Source organism: Acidovorax sp. SUPP3434 (genome assembly GCF_030159015.1).
Classification (GTDB): domain Bacteria; phylum Pseudomonadota; class Gammaproteobacteria; order Burkholderiales; family Burkholderiaceae_C; genus Paracidovorax.
The window spans coordinates 140,355-158,708 of sequence record NZ_BQXL01000007.1 but is presented as its reverse complement, the minus strand read 5'-3'; the positions used below and the strand labels follow the sequence as shown (position 1 = coordinate 158,708).

Here is an 18,354-nt window from a genome sequence, read left to right as displayed (position 1 = left end):
ATAAGCCACCCGAACTATGTCATGCCTAAACTTGAGGCGCGAATTGCCGCAACTGCCAAGGCAATGTCATCGTCAGACAGGAACGGCGCCTGAGCAAAGACAAGTCCTTGCTCGCCATTGAGCTTTGCGGCCATGTGCCCGCGGCCGAGCAGCAATTCGGCGCCTGGCCGATCCAGCGCAATCTTGGACGTGGCCTCGCTGGCGACCTTGAGGATCAGCCGATTGCCCAGGTTCTCGCGCAACTGCATGGGCATCACGTCCTTGTCTGGCCGCTGAGCCGCGAAGATCAGGTGGATGCCCGCGGCGCGCGCCTTCACGCCAAGCCTCTGCACTGCTGCGCTAACCGCGCCCTTGTAGGCGTCGTCGAGCATCCAATCCGCGAACTCGTCATGGATCAGAAACACCATGGGCAGCCGGGCGTCTGGCGCGGCCTTTGCGTTGAACGTGGCTAGGTCACGGGCGCGGGCTTGGGCGAATGCCCGGTATCGGCTCTCCATCTCTTCAACAAGGGCCTCCAACACTTCGGTCGAGCGCTCCTTGGTCGTGATGATGGCCTCGCGCATGTGCGGCAAGTCTTCCAAGGCGGCGTAGTCCACGCCCATCTTTGGATCGATGAGGATGATCTGGGCCAGGTCCTTCGGATTGGTCGCGGCGATGTCCAGGAGGATCGCTTGGATCAGCACCGACTTGCCACTGCCCGTGGCGCCGGCCACCAGCGAATGCGGCTCATGCGAGGACAGGCCGCCGAACTCGCCGCCAAGGTTCAGATAGAGCAGCGAGCCGTTGATTTCTTGAAGGCCCAGGACGAACGAAGTATTGATGCCTGCCAGGTTGCGGTTAAGCTGCCTCTTGGCCCACAAGTCCCACAGCGACACCGCCTGCCTCTTGACGCCAGCAATCGTCACCACGATCTCGCCTGGCTTAGGCTGCACCGTCACCAAGTTGATGGCGTGGGTGGTCAGTAGTTGAGTGCGCTTGGCCTCGATGTCCTCGACCCTGAGCCGATCCGAGCCGGCCAGGCGCACCAAGCACCCGTTGGGAGTCATCCGCGTGCCGAGAACAGCAGCCTGCAAGCCATAGCTGTTCAATGCAGTTTTGAGCTTCTTGGTGGTCTCCTGCGCCCACGCTTCGCGCTCGTCATCCGCTACGGCCAAGCCGGCCTGCTTGGCGGCGATCAGTGCCGACAAATGCTCACCCACCGCCCCCGCAACCGGGGATGGCGCAGCGGCTTCCTCATCCTGTGTGGCAGGCGCCGCCGAGGAGGCCTTCGCCGGAGCGGCCACCGGCTGGCTCGCCGAAGTCTGCTGAGCCGGCTCGACCGCGCCAACGTCCTCCTGCTCCGTATCCTGCTTCTGGCCAAGCTGCTCCATCATGGCGTGCCAGGCCACGCGCGCGGCCGGCCGGTTGAACGCGACCGACTTCCAAGGCTCTGAGCCGCCGAGTAGCGCGCGAGCGTCGGTTGCGCCTGTTCCGGCAGCATAGGCTTCCACCAGCTTGCGCAGTTCTGGCCGGTAAAAGACTTCCTGCCAAGCCTGGACGCCATCGGTGTTGTCGATCTCGATCTGCTCAGACGCAGATTGGGACTGGCCGGCTTCGGTCGAATGGACGAAGACATGGGAGTAGCCGCGCAGGCCGATGTCCACGTCTCCTTCCCGCAGCTTCGAGCGCGCCCGCTCCAACAGGCCGGAGAGGCCAGGCGGAATCTCAGCGTCGATCAGCAAGTCCGCCAAGCGCGAGAGCCACACGTCGCGGTCAAGGCGGCCAGGGTCGCCAAACAAGGCCGCCCGGAAGGTCGTCAATGTCGCCATAAGCTGTGCCTTCGATGAGCGTTTCGCCTCGGCTAAGCCATCAGCGGCGACGTATTTGGATTCGACCACTGCGATGCGCAGCCGAATCCCGTCGTCCACCTCTTCGACACAAAGGGCCAAGATGTCGGCAATGCGGCTTTCGCGCTGGGCCAGCCAATCGGCGTAGTCGTCCAGTAGAAAGAAAACGCGGAAAGATTGGCCCACGCTGGCCTGGGCTGCAAACTCCTCGGCAACTAGGTGGCGGCTCAGAACAAGCCCGAGCATTTCGCCGGCAGAGACGCCGCGCTTTGCGGCGCGCAGAACGATGTCGCCGGATACGGACAACGCATCCTTCTTCATGCGAGCGGCCACAGCATCGAGCTCGTCGGAGCCCAGGGACAAGCCCAACTCGCCGAGACGGCGGCGAATCAGCACGCCGAGCAAGCGCAGCTCGGAGGTCGAGCTCACGATCATGTTGCGGCCGTTGGTGGACGCGCGGCGATACCGAACCACTGTGATGCCGTTGTGCTGCAACTGCCGCTTGTCGAGCAGCTCGTCATAGGTGGCGACCCACTCGGCCAACGCGTGAGCGTCGTTCATGGTGGTAGCCAACGCCTCATGCTGCAAAGAGATGCGGCGCGCGGGCAGGTAGCGGGCACCCACGGGCGCATCGGTTTGGCGATGCACCGCGGCCACCGCGCCGACATAGGCCCATCCCGAAGCCGTCTGCCACGGGCAAGTCAGGAAGGTGGTGGACTTGAGCTCGTTCTCGCCGGAGACGCTGCGATAGGACCAACGCGACGGGGCGTGCTCCAGGCTGGGCCGGTCGTTGGTCCAGTCGACAGGAAGCCATTCCTCGACCGCCGTGCGCGACACCACATCATGCAAGAACGCAACGTCGAAGGGCTTGAAGCCGCCTTCCCCCTGTCCTGGCGTGGCGGACGCCGGAGTCACCGCGATGCGCAGCTTGGAGATGAAGTTATCCGAGGTCTCGCTGACCACTGGCAAGTCTGGGTCGTCGCCGGCCTTGTTGACAAGCTCGGCGTAGACCCGGCGTAGCTTAGCCGGATCGCTGTGCCGAACGGAGATGCTGCACTGGAAATCATCCTCGGTTTGCAGGCCGGCGAGCTCGCGCACGGTGGCCAGCGGCAGCTCGGCCGCATCGGCGTTGTAGAGCAAGACGCTGAGATTGGCCGCTTCGTGTGGTTGCAGGCCGATGTAGCGCTCCAACAGCTCGCGCGCCTGCTTGGCGGCAGCAGTCGGATCGACATCGGTCATCGAGTCTTCTTCGACCCGGACCGGCCGCTCAAAAAGGCTGTATCCGTTGACGGTACTGCTCTCGGCGACAAGCAGCGGCTCGCTGCCGCGCTGCAAGACGGCGATCTCGGGGTAGAACGGGTGGGCCAGCTCCTCGGAGAATTCACGGAAGAAGATGTCGCGGTGCCCAAAGAGCACGCTGTCACTGGTGAGCAAGTGGGTCGCCAAGCCCGCGACGCGGCGGGTCTTGACCGCCAGCGCCTTCATCCGCTCGGGATGCCACGGAGGGATGATGAGCGATGGCTGCTCGCCTGAAATGCGGGCAGTCCCAATGGAAAGCACTTCGGCCACCAAACGGGCTCGGCACACATCGCCGCGGGCGTGGACCATCAGGGCATTAAGCAACGCCGAGAACGACTCGGCTTGCCGCAGGACAGATTCTCCTTGCAAGCCCGTGTCTATGAAGTCCTTCATGGCCAAGATGTAGTCGGCCTCGAACGCGTCCCATGCCGCGCGCAGCTCGTCGCGCTGCTCCTTGGTCAGGCGGCCCTCATTGGCAAGCTCTTTGATCCGGTCCTTGATCTCGGCCCGCAAGCTGCGCAGCTTGTTGGCCGGCGGAATCAGCGAGCCGGCGTCGCGTGAGAACGTGGCCTCCAGCGTGCCGGTATCGCGCAGCGAGACGCTTTGCACGCCGCCCTTCTTGCTGACTAAGCGACGAGGAACCTCGGTGCAACCGACCGCGCCCTTTTCGAGGAGGCGGCGCATGTCTGAGACCAGAGCCAAGCCAATGGACTCTGGGCGGTAGCTCCACACAAGCTGCGTCTTATCAATGACTGTCTCGCGGTCGCCGACGCGCTGCACGAGCGCCACGTCGAACTTGATCTGGACCGCATTTCGGGCCAGCGACGAGACGGGCTTGAGCGTCGCGCCGCGAAGCTCCTTCTCCTTGGCGAAAAACCTCTCGTAGTGAAAGAGCGGGTCGGGGAGATTGCCCGCGCCCATGCCCTTGACCTCCCACTTCACTCGCGAGCCCATGAGCTCCTGGATGCCGCGATACATCGCGGAGAAATAACACCCCACGTCATGGTTAAAGCGAGTGCGCCACTCGGTCCGGCCCTTGTTCACCGTGAACCGCAGGAACCGCTCGCCAGTCATGTCGTCGGCGCCGGCCAACAGGTGATGAGCCACGCTCGCGAAGCCATCAAGAAAGTCATTGCACTCGATGGCCTTGCCGAAAATCGCCTTTTCCCACCGGGAGTGAAGCTGCCGCGATGGCTCCATGAAGCGGCGGTGCAGCTCAAAAAAAACCTTGTCGTCGTCATTCCACTCGGAGCGTTTCTCGCGCGCCTTGAGATCTTCAAGGTGGCGCTTCCACTTTTCGTCGAGGGCTTCCGCGTCGTCGCAGTCGTGCTCGAAGAATTTCAACGTGTGCTCGGCCAGACCTTGGAGCTTCTCCTTGGGCTTGTCAAAGATGTGGCACACGCCATCGGTTTCCCATTCGAGCTCGGCAACGTCGGCTGCAGGCTGGTTCTCGCCCATGGGAGCGTTGATGAACGCCTCCAAGGCAACGCGCGCCGCATCGGTGATGCTCGCCGCGTTGTCCTCCAAGCGCTGGCGCATTTCATCGGGGTCCAGCGGCTGGCCGTTGGGCCGCAGGCGCAGCAGCAGCGGAGCGCGGTGGGCGAAGAGCTTCTCGAACGCCTTTTTCCAAGGCTTATAGGACGCTCCGTAGGTCTTCGCGCTGGCGAAGAATGAGGTGTCTCGGGGTAAGCCCACTTTCGGCAACGACCAGCCAATGGCGTCGCGAATGGGCAGGCCGCGCATCGCCGACATGGCTTCGGTCACGTGGGCGCAGAAGTCGCCAAGCTGCACCAACGACAGGTCGTAGGCGGAGATCAGGCCCTTGAGGGCCGAGCGGAACACCTGGCGGTCATCGGGAACCGGCGCCATGCCAGCGACATGGCACGTGGCATCGACCCATGCCTCTTCGTTCGCGCGCAGCTCCTTTGCGCCCAAGGCTGTGACGTGCCCAAGGGTGTCGGCCAGATTGTGCTCGTTGCCGTTGGCCGTGAGGATCGCCTCTTTGCTCGTCTGGGCGTTATTGCGCACGAAGCCGGCGTTGTGTTGGATCAGGGCCTCGGGCGGCAAGCCCTGGCCCTCGACCAGCACCTCGGGGATCATGAGATCGACGCGCGCGGCCAAGTCGTGATTGGCAAGCACCGCGCGGGCCACCGAGGCGACTTGGGAAGAAGACAGCTTGTCGAGGCGGAACAGCGCCGCTGAGTCCTGCGCCGAGCCGTCGGCCTGGCGAGCGTCGTTGATGCGCTTGGCCAGTATGTCGGCGCCGACGCGCCCAATGATCCGATCGGTCAGCAATTTTCTTCTCCCTTTAACCCAAACGGGTTTTCCACGAACGAGCAGGAATCGGACAACCGACGCACCAGCCCAAGCCCAACCAGCCGCGCTTCGAGATTGGCGCGGTTCTCGCTGAGCACTTCTTGATCCACCTTCTTGTCGGCGACCAGGCGCGAGCCCTCCGCGTCGCCAATGACGATCCCATAGCGGCGCCTGGCCTCGGCAAGGAACTCGTCGAACTGCATGCGGTCATCGACGATGGCCACCACCAGCGTCTTGATGAGCCGGTCGTTGGGGGCATACCGTGTTCGCCGCGCAAGGCGGCGCGAGCTCAGCCCCACGGCGCGCGACCACGACGCGTGAATCTTGCCGACGTGCTGCTCATGGCGCGAAATGGCCATCTCCACCAGCTTCTCGATCAGCTTGTCACCCGACATGCGCGTGTAGTCGGCCTCGTCGTCAGAGTCGGCCGACGGCCACTGAAACAGCTCGCGCATGATGCTGGCCTGCGCTGCGTCGGGGTAATCCGATTTGGATGCCTCCGCCCACTCCGGCAGCAACCGCGCCTGCTCGATGGATGCGCGGACCGCCTTGACCGAAAGGCCTTGGTTGAGCTGGTAGCTGTCGCCCGACAAAGCTCGAACCTTGGTGCGCTCCTTGGAGACGATCTCGCAGACGAACTCTACGGGTTCGGCGTCGCCGGCCTGCGCCTTGGCCTGCTCCAAGAAATACAGCAGGAGGTTGAGTCCCGCCGATGCGATTAGGTGCTCCAACGCGTCATAGATGGGCATGTCTTTGGCCAGGATCGCCAGCCAGTCCTCGCAGAGCTGGTCAAAGCGGGGATGGGTCGCGTGGGGCAGGTAGCCCACGTCGCGCGAATTCGAGGCCAACTGGGGCTCGCCCTGCAATGCGCGCACGAGTCGGTTCATCGGCGCCGAGCGATTGAACAGGCGCTGCGAAAGCTGCGCTCCAAGCTCTGGCCCGCGGGGTGCGCGGCTGAGCATTAGGTAAAGCAGTTCGCCCGTGCGGGCGAAGAATCGGCGGTCGTTGCTCGCGCCGCCCGAGTCAATCCGCAAGTCCTCGAACAGCGCGTCGGGGCCGAAGGGAAAGACGAACTTGGAGCTCCAACGCTTGTTGCTGCGGGCCTCGAAGGCCGACGAGCGCAGCAGCTCGATGGCCTTGGCGAAGTCGTCAAAGCTGGAAAACGCCTTGCGCAGGTAGCCCATGTCCTCGTCGCCAAGCTTGGTCGCGTCCTGAGCGAACAATGCGCTCCACTCGCGCCACTTCTCCTCGTCGGTGATCGACCGCTCGCGAACAGCCTCGACAAAGGGGTTGTTGAACAGCAGGCCGCGCAGGCGGATTTGATGCTGCGGCCGATATCGCACCTTATCGCTCGGCGTGGCGACCAGCGGGCTGTCCAGGTTTGACCCCAGCACGCCCAAGAACTCGAGCACCGTCAAATGCGGCAACTGCTCGTCATAGAGGCGGTGGCCCCAGATGTGCTCATCGACGGCGAAATCGACCCGGTCAATGTCAATGCGCTGCCTCATTCGGAAATCCTCACGGTGATGGGCCGAGAGAACCCGTGGCCGCCCTGCTCAATGTCGATGAAGTTCAGCGTCAGCGATCCACTGTCGGCGCCCGCCTCATCGTCGTCGTCCTGCTGGCTGCGGCCCCGGATGAGCTCGGCCTTGCGCAGCAGCTTGGCCTTGAACGCCAGCATGTCTTCCAAGCACTCGTTGGAGAAGCTGCCTGGCAGCGCGCCTTCGGCCACCCGCGAGAGAAACTCAAAGCGCACAGGCGTTAGGTCGAAGGCCACGGAATTTCCAGCGCCCTGTGCAAGCGACACGTCTAGACAGGGGCGGCCCGTCTTCGCCTCGAGCTTCACCGCCATGCCAACACCATTGAGCCGGCGCGATGGGGCCTCGGTGTCGCACAGCACGCTCACGCGCGACTGCGTGAAGCCACCAGAGCTGGCGACAAAGATGCGGTCCACGTTGTCGATCAAGAGGCCCGTCATCACGCGATTGAGGCCGCGCACCAGCCGGCCGCGCACGGTCTCGGCGACGGGCTTCTTGTCGAGCAAGGCCGCGCGCATCTCCAAGTATTCGCCCGCGAAGCGAAACACGGTCATCGACCAAAAGGGATAGCCCTCCTCGCCCGGAGGCAGCGTGAAGAAGAGGCGGCGGCGCTGCTCTTGCAGCAGGTCCATGAAGCCGGCGGCTCCGCCGTCGATGCGGGCGGCCTCCTCGCCTTCAAGATACTTGTCCTGGGCGCTCAGCAGCCGTGGCGTGGCCCCATAGACGGGGTCGCTTGCAATCAAGCGGGCGAACGCCGGCGCGAGCTTCACGTCGTCTTTCCCGTAGACCAACAAGCCGTCCGCGCCATTGGTGGTCTCGTCGCCCACGCCAAAGGCCGCCATCGCCTTGAAGACCGGCCGGTCGGCGAGGCGCCGCTTGGGAAGATTCGCGCCGAAGGCGTTGCCGTAGACGCTCCCGCGATCCACCGCCCCTTGCTCCTGAATCCACGCGACCTCGGCACAGGACATCAAGCCGTCCTTGGCGTCGCGGTGGCCCAAGATCATGTTCGCGCAAAGCGCAAGCAAGTCTCGAACAGGCAAATGCTGCCCGTTGAGCCTGGCGATCTCCACTAGGTCGCCGAGCCGGCGCCCGAGCTGGGCGCCGTCGCCGGTTCCGAGAAGGCGCTGCCGGTTCTCAAAGATCGGGCACACCTTGCCGTTTGATTTCAGCGAACACCTGTCGCAGTTGTTCCATTCAGAGTGTTTGGCAACAGCAGCCACGACTTCCTCGAGCGCCATGCGCCCCACGCTGCGGCTGAGATCGAAAACCACGAGGCGCTCGGGCTCCTGGCCAGCTTGAAGGAAGAACTCCTGCAACGGCTTGCGCAGCGGGTGGCTGCGCCCTTGCCTGCGGCCGAGGTCGCGCAACCGGTCGAGCACTTGTCCGTGATTGGCGGCCAAGATCACTATCTCGCTGTCGTCTCCTTCAAGCACCGATTTTTCGAGCCGTGCCAGGGGAGCATCGCTTTCCTCGCCATTGAACTCGCTGAGGTCTTTGATGAAGACTGCCAAGCGGCCGTCGGCCAGGCGATGCTCTTTTAGGTTGCCCTTGGCGGCCCACGCGCGCGGGTCGCCTCCCATGGAGGTCCAGAGCGCGCGGCAGTGGTAGGTCTTGCCGTCGCCAGCCGTGCCGGCGATCAACATGGAGCCGGGCCTGCCAGAGGCCACATGCGCCTTCATGGGCTCGAGCATTGGCGTGCTGAGAGCGATGGGCTGCACCTTCGCCCGGCCGACCGCGCCGGCCACGTACTCGTCAAACATCGTTAGGTTGTTCGGCGTCGGGCCATAGGTGCGCAAGAACCGCACCCAGGCGCTCGACGGCGGCGCACCGGACTCATTGGCAATCGTGTTTTGTTCTGTCAATTGCTCACTCCCGTGTGGATGTTGTCTGTCTCGTTGTGGGTTAGGCTTGGATGCCGCAGCGTCACGCAAGGCTCCCCGACGAAGATGCGCCTGGCGCGAGCGTCGCACTCTCCACGCCGTAGAGGATGGGTGAGTTGCGAAGCCATAGGTGGTGGGATGCTGGGTCGAGCCGGTGGTCGAGGCTCGCGTCGATAGACCATCGCCGAAGCACATAGCCGGCAAGCGCGGCCCGCGTCTTGATTTTCAACACGCCGCCGTTCATACCGTAGTCGGCCTCAATCGCTTTGGGCTGCTTGACGCCGGGATGGGGAACGATCTCCAAGTCCACGATCCGCGTCCACTGTTCGTCAGCGCCCAATAGCTCATGCTCGTCGACTGAGCCGTTTACCTCTGTGGCATGCGTGATACGCGACAGGACAAAGTCACCAAATCGCGACCTACTTCTGTCGAACGCCCGGACATGCCATCGCAGTCCGTTGTCTGCCAGCGCAACCGGCACAAGTTCGCGCGAGGCTGCCCCCGAAGACAACGACAGGTAGGTCACCTTGAGCGCACTCTTGGCGCACATCGCCCGAGTCACGGTAGCCAGAATGCCCAGGTCAGGTCGAACCAAGTTGCCGGGCCCTTCACAAGGAGCAGCCTTGCGAAGCTTCAGATCCAGACCGTCGCCGAACCCGTGCAGCAGCCAAGCCAGAACTCGATCTGGCGAAAACTCAAAGACCGACTTGAAAGTCTTTGCTGGCCGATAACAACGGGCCAAAACGTCGTATGAGAGGTTCGCTGGGGCCAGTTGACGATAGGCAGTCAGGTCGCGGGTGGCCGCTGCTGGCTTCACTCCGAACCGCTCTTCGATATCTGCGCGCCGCAACTCACCTGCGAAGTACGCTTTGAGCTCAAGGTACGCAATTCGCTCCCGTTGCGACTGCGACAGGTCACCAGCCATAGCTTGATGGCCTCCGGGCTAGGGTCGAAACGAAAATGATGGGCAAGCGCATTCTGAGCATCTTACCCTGATCAGATTGATGACCATCTAGTCCAAGGCTGTGTTTTTATCCAACCTCTCGATACAAGACTGGATTAGGGACGATGCCGTGATCGTGGTGGTTTGCGGCGATCAGATTGCGGATTCGATGGTGCACTGCCCCTACGGACAACTGCTCCGGTGCCCCGAGAGCTTGGCAACTTCTCCTTGGCTCGGCGCCAAGGTGACAAATCGGATGCGCGGTCCTCGACGACTTGAACCCCGCACTGCGGATCGGGCATTGACCCCGCCCGTGCGGCCAGTCGGGCTTTCATGCGCATCAACTTGCCCATTTGCTCTTCAAGGGCCAGCGCCTGTGCGTTCTTGGCCCGAAGACGGGCATTCAGACCGGCTCGGCCCCTGGCCGCTGCCCCCTTCTTGCCAACATGCACGGTCGGCAGGCGCTCGATTCCCCGCGCCTTAAAACTGCGGTGGTCAACGCGTTCAGCAGATCCTTTGCGGGTAAGCGCAGCATTCACCGCGTGCTCCCAGCGAGGGCGCAGCCACGACACCGAATCCGCTGCGCCACTTCGCTTGCAGGCAATGGGGTCGAGCCTTTCTGCTTTTTTACCGAGAACACCCCCGGCATCTACGGTGCAAGCAGTTAGGAGCAGGTGAGCATGGAAATTCCGATCATCACCATCACGTGACGGGGCGTGCAGCGCGCAATCCACGCCAACGCCGAACTCGTTGGCGATCTCGCCTGCAAAGCCAAATGCCAACTCGGCGCGTTCGCTAACGTCAAGTTCAGTCGGAAGCGCCAACACGACTTCGCGCGCGAGCACAGCATCGCGCCGGCGATGGTGCACTTCGACCCCGTTCCAGAACTGCTGCCGGTCGGGCAAATGCCGACCGCCAGGCAGCTGAATGCGCGCATCAAGCACACCGTGTCGACGACGATAGTCGAAGACCAAGCCGGTGCGCTCATCGCAGATCAGCGCACCGGCACGGTATGCGGCGGCGGCCGTCGCAGAGCGGCCGCTGGCGCGAGTGATGGGTGCGCGCGCGCTCAAGTGAAAAATGGCCATACGAGATCCTTTGGGGTATCGGGGCGCAGCCCTGATCGCACGTAATCCGCAGGATTACTCTAAGTGCGCCCTTCGGGGATAAGCCGTCCGCGCCTCCCATCCAATAGCCCTTTGTAAGAAGGGCCAAATGAACAGGGGCAATCAGTACCGCGAAGCCCCACAGATGCCTCACCGATTCATACACTGTACTGAGCAAACGTATCCAGGAACGGCCATGACATCCAGAAGCATCGAGTCAATTGACCTCAAAATGCTGCAGCTCAAAAACGAGCGGTCTCAACTGCTCGCGAAGCAGTGCGACGCAAAGCGCAAACTGAACACAAGGCAGGCGATCATCATCGGCAAGTGGCTCATGGCCAAGAAGCCAGAACTCGTCACTGCAATTGCCAAGGTTCTGGAACGCAGGCAGGATCGGGCAGCGTTCAACTTGCCGCCGAAGGCGGAAAAGGTTCCACAGATCTCGGTCAATAGCCACGTAGATATCGTGCTTCCGTTGGACGACCGCCCTGCGCCTCCATCAGCAGAGATCCAGAACGCCGAATAAGCGCAACGCCCAGCGTGCAAACCGACGCAGCTGGGCAGTTGCTCATCCCCGCTGGCATACGTCAACTCGACGTGAAACCCATTGCCGCGCGACGGTGCTGAGTGGCCCCGTCCATGCGAAGTGCTGGCCAGTCCTCCGCGTTCAGATGATCCCGTTGTGCCATCACGGCACGCGCGAATGCGATCTCCATCGCGAGCTTGATGGATCGCGGGCTCATGTCAACAATCTGACGGTCCAGCGCAGAGGGTAGCTCCGCTGAGAACTTCACTCTCATCTTCCGAATCAGCTCGGCCAGAATCTCCCGGGCGATCGTGTTGAGCTGCGTCGGCAATGGCTGCGCGATGTGGAAAACGAGCATCCGCGAACGCAGCGGGGCTGGCACCTCGTCCAGATCATTGGCAGTCGCAATGATCCTGAGGTGACTCGCGTTGAACTCCATATCGGGCAGCGACTGGTCGACGAAATGCGCTGCCGTGTGTTCTTCCAACAGCGAATACAGCGGTCCAAGCACGCTGTACCCGATGGTGTTTGCCTTGTCGATCTCATCCAGCACCACTAGGCCATTGGCCACTGGGGCATGCCCGGCTCGACCCCACGCCAGCGATTCGAACAGTTGGCCGGGCGAAGAGTTCGACCAGAACGTGCTTGAGCCCGCAATGGTGCTGGAGTTCGTCTCGGCCGCGACCGAGAGAAACAAGGGCGGAGGCGTGCCCAGCAGATCAGCCAGGGCGTTGGCGAAGCGGGTCTTGCCAATACCTGGTCCACCCAGCAGAAGGATGGGCGCCAGCCGATGGGGCAGCCCCTGTGCGCACAGCGCGACGTGAGGCCGAATCGCGGTCTCGATCGCTTGCTGGAAGTTTGGAAAGCTATCTTCCAGAGTGTCGAGTCGGCGTTGCCAGTCCCCAGGCGGCGACGCCATCGGCCTGCTGAGGCCACTCAGTGCAAGGCGTTCCAGCGTTTGCGCAATTCGCCGACCGGCCTCCCCATCGCGTCCCTTGACTCGCTGTTCAAGCTGCTCGGCGTTCTCGGCGAACCGGAACACGTCGACAGGGGAGCACTGTCGCGGTCCCGTGACCAGTCCCAACAAGTCGAAGTCGCCCTCAACAGGGGGGAGATCGAAGTCCGGCAGCTCATCCACCGCCTGCGGTTTAGCATCGCGGATCTCGGCAGCGAAACGTCGGTTGTGCAGTTCCTGCAGCGCCTCGGCCAGGCTGGCGATAACCGAGTGTTCGAGATCGCCGCGACGCGGGGAGAAGTCGAACATGACGTGCAGCGCACCGCCGACATTCACGCAACTGACGGCTGCCCGGCGAGGCTGCCTGCGCCCCAGGATCAAGGTGAACGCGCGGAGAAAGATTTCGCTCAGGTGCCGACCATCGCGCGAAAGCTCGGGGTCGAGCCGAACGCTCAGCCAGTCAGGGCATTGAAACAGTGGCAGCAGCTCGGCCACGCTGACGGTGGGTTCAAACAGGTTTTCAGTCATACATAACGCTCAGTTGGGGCGAACGAAGTCCGCGATGACGCCGTCAAGTGCGGCGCGCCAACTGGAGGGATGAATGACCTATCTTCGCAATCTGCGTATTCGGCGAGCAGGCAACCGCTGGCCGGCTGCCGTGAAACGGCATGACGTCAGGATGGCTGGGGTGGGTTGCATTGCGTAGTGGGTTTGACCAATACCGTCACTGTACGGGCTGCCGAAGGTCAACGCAAGAAACGGCCGCGCTACTGGCGGCACGATGGCAATCACAGATCGTCTGGATCTTTGAACTGTTCAGGATCGACCAGGTCCTTGAGCGGCACACCCACCGCGTCGGCAAGCAGCGCCATGTTGTCGATGGAAATGTTCCGCACACCGCGTTCGACGCTGCTCACGTAGGCCCGCGTCAGACCTGCGTCGAACGCCATGACTTCTTGGGTGATGTCTCTGTTGCGCCTGGCACGGCGCAGATTTCGAGCAAATACGGCTCGCGCAGTCAATGTTTTTGCAGTCTTCTTCATACAGAAGAAGCGTGTGTTGCAGGCGCGCAAACCTCCACTCACTTTGCTGTACATAATGACAACTTTAAGATTCAATCAGTTTTCCATTAGATTCAAAAAACAAACTCCTGTTGTCTTCATGACGACTTTGGGGATCAACACACCGCATGTCCAACGACGCTCGCCCTGAAGCCTTCGCAGAAGCCGCCAAATCCGGACTTACTGCAGCCAACGCAGCCACACTCGCAACCTGCACTCTCGTCGGCGGTTCGCTGAGTGTGTTCGCGGATGTCGCGCCATCGGGCTGGAGCCACGTGATGGGCTTCGTCGCACTGGCAAGCTGGCTGTTCAGCATCACCTTGGCGCTGTATCTGGCCGGCCGCAGCACGCGACCGCAGGAACCCAGAGGCCTGCTCGCGACAGTAGCGGACGGCGTGAGACTGGCTGGAGCCAAGCCTGGCATCGCTGCAATGGTCGTACTGATGACGGCCGGCGCAGCCTTTACGGTCTGGTCGAGGATGCATAGCGATCAGGGCAACGTGCTGCGCTCGCTGGTGGCGACGCAGGAACGCGCAGCAGCAGTCGCGGAAACCGCGGCGGAGCGCACTGCCGCAATCCAGGCCGACACGCAGGCGATCCGTTCGGCCGTCGGCCGGCCGGCGACTCCGACGGAAATGCTCGCCGACATGGGATACGGAACGGGCGACGACGAGGTGTGCCGCGCGATCAGTGCGGGCGCCATTAAGGCGCTCCAACTGATGGAGCAGATCACTCAGTTCAAAGCACGCCTGTCCGTCGCGCTGGGTGGTGGGCAGTACGCGCTGTGCATCGAACAAGCGCTGTCAGAACCTACCCGCGGGCCGGCTGTTGCCCGCGCCCTTCAGGAAATCGAAGTCAGCGCCGAGGACATCGGCCGGCTGTATGTCGCTCAAATGATCGGCTCCGGCGACTCTGGGGCACTGCGCCCGCTTGAAGTGCTGGCGACTCTGGGAATCGAGCGTGATCCCGGGTCGAGGCTGACATCGGCTCGGGCTACGCCGCTGATGTATGCAGTCTGGGCCGACAACCTGCTTGCGGCAGAAACGCTGCTGGCCAAGGGTGCAGATGCGAACCAGACCAGCCGCTTCGACTACACCCTCGGAACCAAGATGGCCAGCGTCGCCATCTCGCCCCTGGCTGAGGCGCAAAGACTGGGCCGGCCGGCCCTGGAAGAAAGGCTAAAGGCGGCCGGTGCCCGTGCGGAGGTGCAGCAGGTCCCGTACTTCAGATGACGTTCCCCGTCAGCGTTCTTTGCTTTAACTACATGGGGTGGTCATGATCGAATCGTTTCTTCTCGTCATCTACGCAGTTGCGTCCGTTGCGTTGGCTGTCTGGGTCCGTCGCAGGTCCAGGCTGCGGCTGGACTGGGCACATCCCCGCATGCGAAGGCCCATCTTCGATGGGCAAATGCGCAGCACCGGTGGCGGCGGAGCCCTGGGCGCAGCTGATGCGGTCAGCACAGCGGCTCTGGCCAGTGCGTCGCCAAACGCAGTGATGGTGTTCGTGATCATCGTGGCCGGCCTGATCGGCGGCGTCATTGGCGCAGGCGTGCTGCCAGCTCTCGTCGGCGGCATCGGGCAGCCCGGCTGGCTCGGAATGATGGCTCTGGTGGTGGCTACTCTGGCCTGGGTCTGGATCGGAGGATCCCTTGCGCTGCCCGTGCTGGCCCTGGCATTCAGCTTGGCGCCTATCCTGGCCGGCCTGGCCGTGATCGGGTTCATCGGCATGATGCTCGGGCAAACTTTCGGCTCCGGGCATCCCGGCCTGTTTTCGTCGACAGGAACGTGGCAAGCGGGCTTCGGCACCCGGATGGACTACAACCTCTGCGCGGCCGGCACGGCAATGATCACGCTGGGGAGCCCCCAGGAGATCGAGCGAAAGTGCAAACAGAAAGTCGTCGGAGCGCACCCCGTCGAGGGGCGATTCGCCGGCGTCTACAGCTGCCAACCAGGGCAGCGCGTGGCTGCGATCGTGGATGTTCGCCCCTTCGGCCCTTTCAAAGACGGGCTGAAGAGTGCCGAGTTCACGTTCGGCGATAAGCCCGAGTCCGTGTTTCCGAACGGCTCGTTTGCGGGCTTCTTCCGCCCCAGCGGGGCCGCAGGCGAATTCCGATCCGACGAACTTAAATGGACGCAGAAGCCTTCGGCCGGCTGGGGTATGCCAAATCAGCTGTCGATCACCGCACAGCCTTCTGGCGGCATCAGTGTGCGGCTGATGAACACGCCCTGCGCTGTGATGCAGGCCCAGCGATGCGAACCTGCCGAAGCCGGACGAATTCCCACCTGCGAGAAGGAGCTCGCGCAGCAAGGCGTCAAGCTCTACATGCCCAGGACATTGAACGAACTGGGCAAGGTGATGGCCGATCAGGAGGCTCGACAGGCACGCACCCGCTGAGCCTCGCCCGATCAGGCGGCGCGACGCTGGTCGTGCGGCGATGGAACGGACGCCGGTGTGGCATCACTGGCATCGTTCTGGGCCTCGCGCAACTTGGCAATCTCCACCACCTGTTCGGTACAGCGCGCTTCCAGGGCAAAAACCTTGGCAGAGAGCTGCCACACTTCCTGCTGTGCCAGCCGCTCGGCGGCCATTGCTTTCTCCAGCTCGTCCTGCAGACGCTGGCGTTGCGCCTCCGTCCTGTTTTCGAGCAAGGCGGCATCGTGCGCGCGTTCCGTCAGCTGCTCCGCCCGCGCGTCCGCCACGGCTCCCGCTTGCCGGGCTTGCGCGAGTTCTTCCTGTCCGGTTTTCGCGAGTTGCCGGGCTTCTTCCAGAGCAGCTTCGAGGCGGGGCATCGTGCCCAGGAGCAGGTTTGCGCGGTCGAGATGGAGACGCAGCGACTCCACCTGCGCAAGTGCCTGGGACGTTCGCGCGTCGGCATCGGTGGTCTTGGCAGCGCAATCACGGCGCACTTCGTCGACCTCACGAACGCGCTCCTGCAGTTGCCCCTTGCAATGGAGCAGCGAAGCTTGCGCCGCAGCCAGTTCTTCATCGTTGGCAACAAGCGCCACGTCCAACTCCTGCATGTGGGTGACGAGCGCGTTGAGCGCATCTTCCGCCGCCTGGGCGCGCAGCTCAGCCTGCTGACTGGCCTTTGTTTTCGCCTGCTCGATGTGCAAGCCGAGCACCTTCAAAAAATCCGGGTCCAGCTCCGCTTTGCTTTCGATCATCGCTTGTTGGGCGTTCCTCAGGACTCCCATAAGTTCATTCACTTTGTTGGTGTCCGCCTTCAGGAGTTTGCTGACCACGCGTACCGTCGCCTTCTGGCCGTTTTCCTCGATTTGTCGGACGGCGGCAGCGACTTTGGTGAGGTTGAGTTGAGTCATGTCGTATGTTCTTTCTGATTTCATAACGATGGCGTTATGCGTTGTTCTTGGTCCGGCGTTATGGGCCGTTATGGGTTATGCGTTATGCCGTGTTATGGCTTTCGGGCGGTTTCATGAAACCCGCATCCGGTGGTCCACGCGACGAGCCCAGCCCGAAGAGGAATCGCGGGCACAGCCGCTCCTGCCGTGATGCAAAAAAACCTGGTTGGGACAGTGCATGCCCAGGCAGGTGCTTACGAATGCAGGTCATGCCACCTCCATGGACCGGAGGTACGCCAGGTAATCATCTCGACGCAGACTTTCGACAACGAGCCCGGCGCGGTGCGAATCGGAGTCGGCGACGTGTTTGAGGCGCAGCTGTGTCAACACGACCGACGCCTGAACCTCGTCTTCGTGCAGGATGTACCGGTAGATCCCGCTTCCGGAGAACGCGGATTTGCCGTCCTCGGCGTTCCTGGGATACAGCGCGCGGCCCTCGATGGTGTCGGTGCCCTTCACCACGGCATCGACCTCGTGCTGGAGGTGCCGGCCGTCCGTGAAGTTGCTGCCGCCTTTGACATACAGCGTGGCCCGGGGCGTGCTGTCGCGTTCCGTGAAGGGCGAGGCGATCCACAGCACGTGTGCGGAGCTGACCAGTCCAAGCGACCTCAGTACGTCCAGCGCAGCGGCGGCCCTGTCTTCCGGCGCCTCTTCGCGACGGCTGGGCAGGTCTTTGAACAACACATGCGCATACTCGGCACTGATGCGAGGGAAGCCGGTCTCCTGGATGAGGACCAGACAGTGCCCATCGTTGCGAAACAGCGGCATGACATGTTCGAGATCACCGATCGGCCCCTCCCCACTCAACGGCGACATGAGGCTGTGGGCGACCCGGGGGTCCACACCGGCGTAGCGCTCCAGGTCGAAGTGCCACAGCAAGGCGCAGTACAGCAGTAAGGCGTCCGTGAAGGGCCGCCCCCCGCGACGGCCGGCCTGGGCGTACATCAGGCGCATGAAGTCCGAATTCACGCCATGGACGCTTCGCCGCACAGGACGCTTCTCTGCCCCGTGGTAAGGGTCCAGGAAGCGCTGGTCAATGTCGACGAGGTCGTCGATGCGCTCGGGATCGACCAGGCAGGTGACGGCATGGCCGGCGGTTTTTGAACCTGCCTCGTCCAAGCCAGCAACCTTGGGGGGCCGCTGAAGCGCATTAATGCCCAGGAGTTCTTCCACGAGTTCGGGCACGCTGCTCTTGCGATTCAGCCCGGTACGGTTCTCGACGGCTTTGGCGCCGTGGGTGCAGGCCCTTGGGTATTCGGTGTTCGTGTGGTCCACACCTGCCGCGAGTGCGAAGTACGCTGCGACCGCCCGCTCGCATGCGTTTTGGTTCACGTAGCGCAAACCGGAGAAGGAGACCTGGAAATAGACACGGTCGTCTGACTCGTCTTCCAGCACCCCTGCAACTTCATCTGGCGTTTCGGCTGTCTTCATGCCATCGCGCCCTTCGTATCCCTGCTTGTCGCTTCCTTTGTGTGGGGCCGCGAAAAACGATGTGCGCTGACTTCTTTCCGACGAGCAATTGATGCTTGGAAAAATGGATGCCTT

At 62.7% G+C, this 18,354-nt stretch carries 12 protein-coding genes; 3 read left to right on the top strand and 9 right to left on the bottom strand.

From position 1 onward, the window contains the following. Positions 1-14 precede the first annotated feature (14 nt). From AVKW3434_RS13400 to AVKW3434_RS13380, 5 genes are all read right to left on the bottom strand, one after another. Entirely contained in the window at positions 15-5,420 is a 5,406-nt protein-coding gene (locus AVKW3434_RS13400; protein WP_284406231.1) for an FtsK/SpoIIIE domain-containing protein, read from the bottom strand. Beyond that, complete coding sequence (locus tag AVKW3434_RS13395; RefSeq protein ID WP_284406230.1) at positions 5,414-6,949, bottom strand: hypothetical protein; 1,536 nt, start codon at positions 6,947-6,949, stop codon at positions 5,414-5,416. Before AVKW3434_RS13395 ends, AVKW3434_RS13400 begins: the two co-directional genes overlap by 7 nt. Then, a complete protein-coding gene (locus AVKW3434_RS13390) occupies positions 6,946-8,841 on the bottom strand; it encodes a hypothetical protein (RefSeq protein ID WP_284406229.1) in 1,896 nt (631 codons plus the stop codon). Before AVKW3434_RS13390 ends, AVKW3434_RS13395 begins: the two co-directional genes overlap by 4 nt. A gap of 61 nt (positions 8,842-8,902) precedes the next feature. Then, positions 8,903-9,784 carry a BrxR family transcriptional regulator gene (locus AVKW3434_RS13385; protein ID WP_284406228.1) on the bottom strand — a complete coding sequence of 294 codons (882 nt, stop codon included), beginning with the start codon at positions 9,782-9,784 and terminating at the stop codon, positions 8,903-8,905. Between the two features lie 134 nt (positions 9,785-9,918). Continuing rightward, positions 9,919-10,890: a MobA/MobL family protein gene (locus AVKW3434_RS13380; protein ID WP_284406227.1), complete on the bottom strand. Its 972-nt coding sequence runs from the start codon at positions 10,888-10,890 to the stop codon at positions 9,919-9,921. Positions 10,891-11,104: 214 nt separating this feature from the next. Between AVKW3434_RS13380 and AVKW3434_RS13375 the strand changes: the two genes are divergently transcribed. Next, positions 11,105-11,434, top strand: a complete 330-nt coding sequence (locus tag AVKW3434_RS13375; protein WP_284406226.1) for a hypothetical protein — start codon at positions 11,105-11,107, stop codon at positions 11,432-11,434. Positions 11,435-11,495: 61 nt separating this feature from the next. Here the strand turns inward: AVKW3434_RS13375 and AVKW3434_RS13370 are convergent, their stop codons facing one another. Next, positions 11,496-12,917: an AAA family ATPase gene (locus AVKW3434_RS13370; RefSeq protein ID WP_284406225.1), complete on the bottom strand. Its 1,422-nt coding sequence runs from the start codon at positions 12,915-12,917 to the stop codon at positions 11,496-11,498. A 260-nt stretch (positions 12,918-13,177) separates the two neighbouring features. Continuing rightward, positions 13,178-13,507 carry a helix-turn-helix domain-containing protein gene (locus AVKW3434_RS13365; protein WP_349816836.1) on the bottom strand — a complete coding sequence of 110 codons (330 nt, stop codon included), beginning with the start codon at positions 13,505-13,507 and terminating at the stop codon, positions 13,178-13,180. Positions 13,508-13,578: 71 nt separating this feature from the next. On the opposite strand from AVKW3434_RS13365, the gene AVKW3434_RS13360 reads away from it, so the two are divergent. Next, positions 13,579-14,682: a hypothetical protein gene (locus AVKW3434_RS13360; RefSeq protein WP_284406224.1), complete on the top strand. Its 1,104-nt coding sequence runs from the start codon at positions 13,579-13,581 to the stop codon at positions 14,680-14,682. 43 nt (positions 14,683-14,725) lie between these two features. Continuing rightward, positions 14,726-15,844 (top strand): hypothetical protein, encoded by a 1,119-nt coding sequence (locus AVKW3434_RS13355; RefSeq protein WP_284406223.1) that lies wholly within the window; start codon positions 14,726-14,728, stop codon positions 15,842-15,844. A gap of 11 nt (positions 15,845-15,855) precedes the next feature. Here AVKW3434_RS13355 and AVKW3434_RS13350 read toward each other — a convergent pair whose 3' ends face one another. Both AVKW3434_RS13350 and AVKW3434_RS13345 read right to left on the bottom strand, forming a co-directional pair. Further along, positions 15,856-16,770: a coiled-coil domain-containing protein gene (locus AVKW3434_RS13350; RefSeq protein WP_284406222.1), complete on the bottom strand. Its 915-nt coding sequence runs from the start codon at positions 16,768-16,770 to the stop codon at positions 15,856-15,858. Between the two features lie 246 nt (positions 16,771-17,016). Beyond that, positions 17,017-18,240, bottom strand: coding sequence for a hypothetical protein (locus AVKW3434_RS13345; RefSeq protein WP_284406221.1), 1,224 nt, complete (start codon positions 18,238-18,240; stop codon positions 17,017-17,019). Between the last annotated feature and the right edge of the window lie 114 nt (positions 18,241-18,354).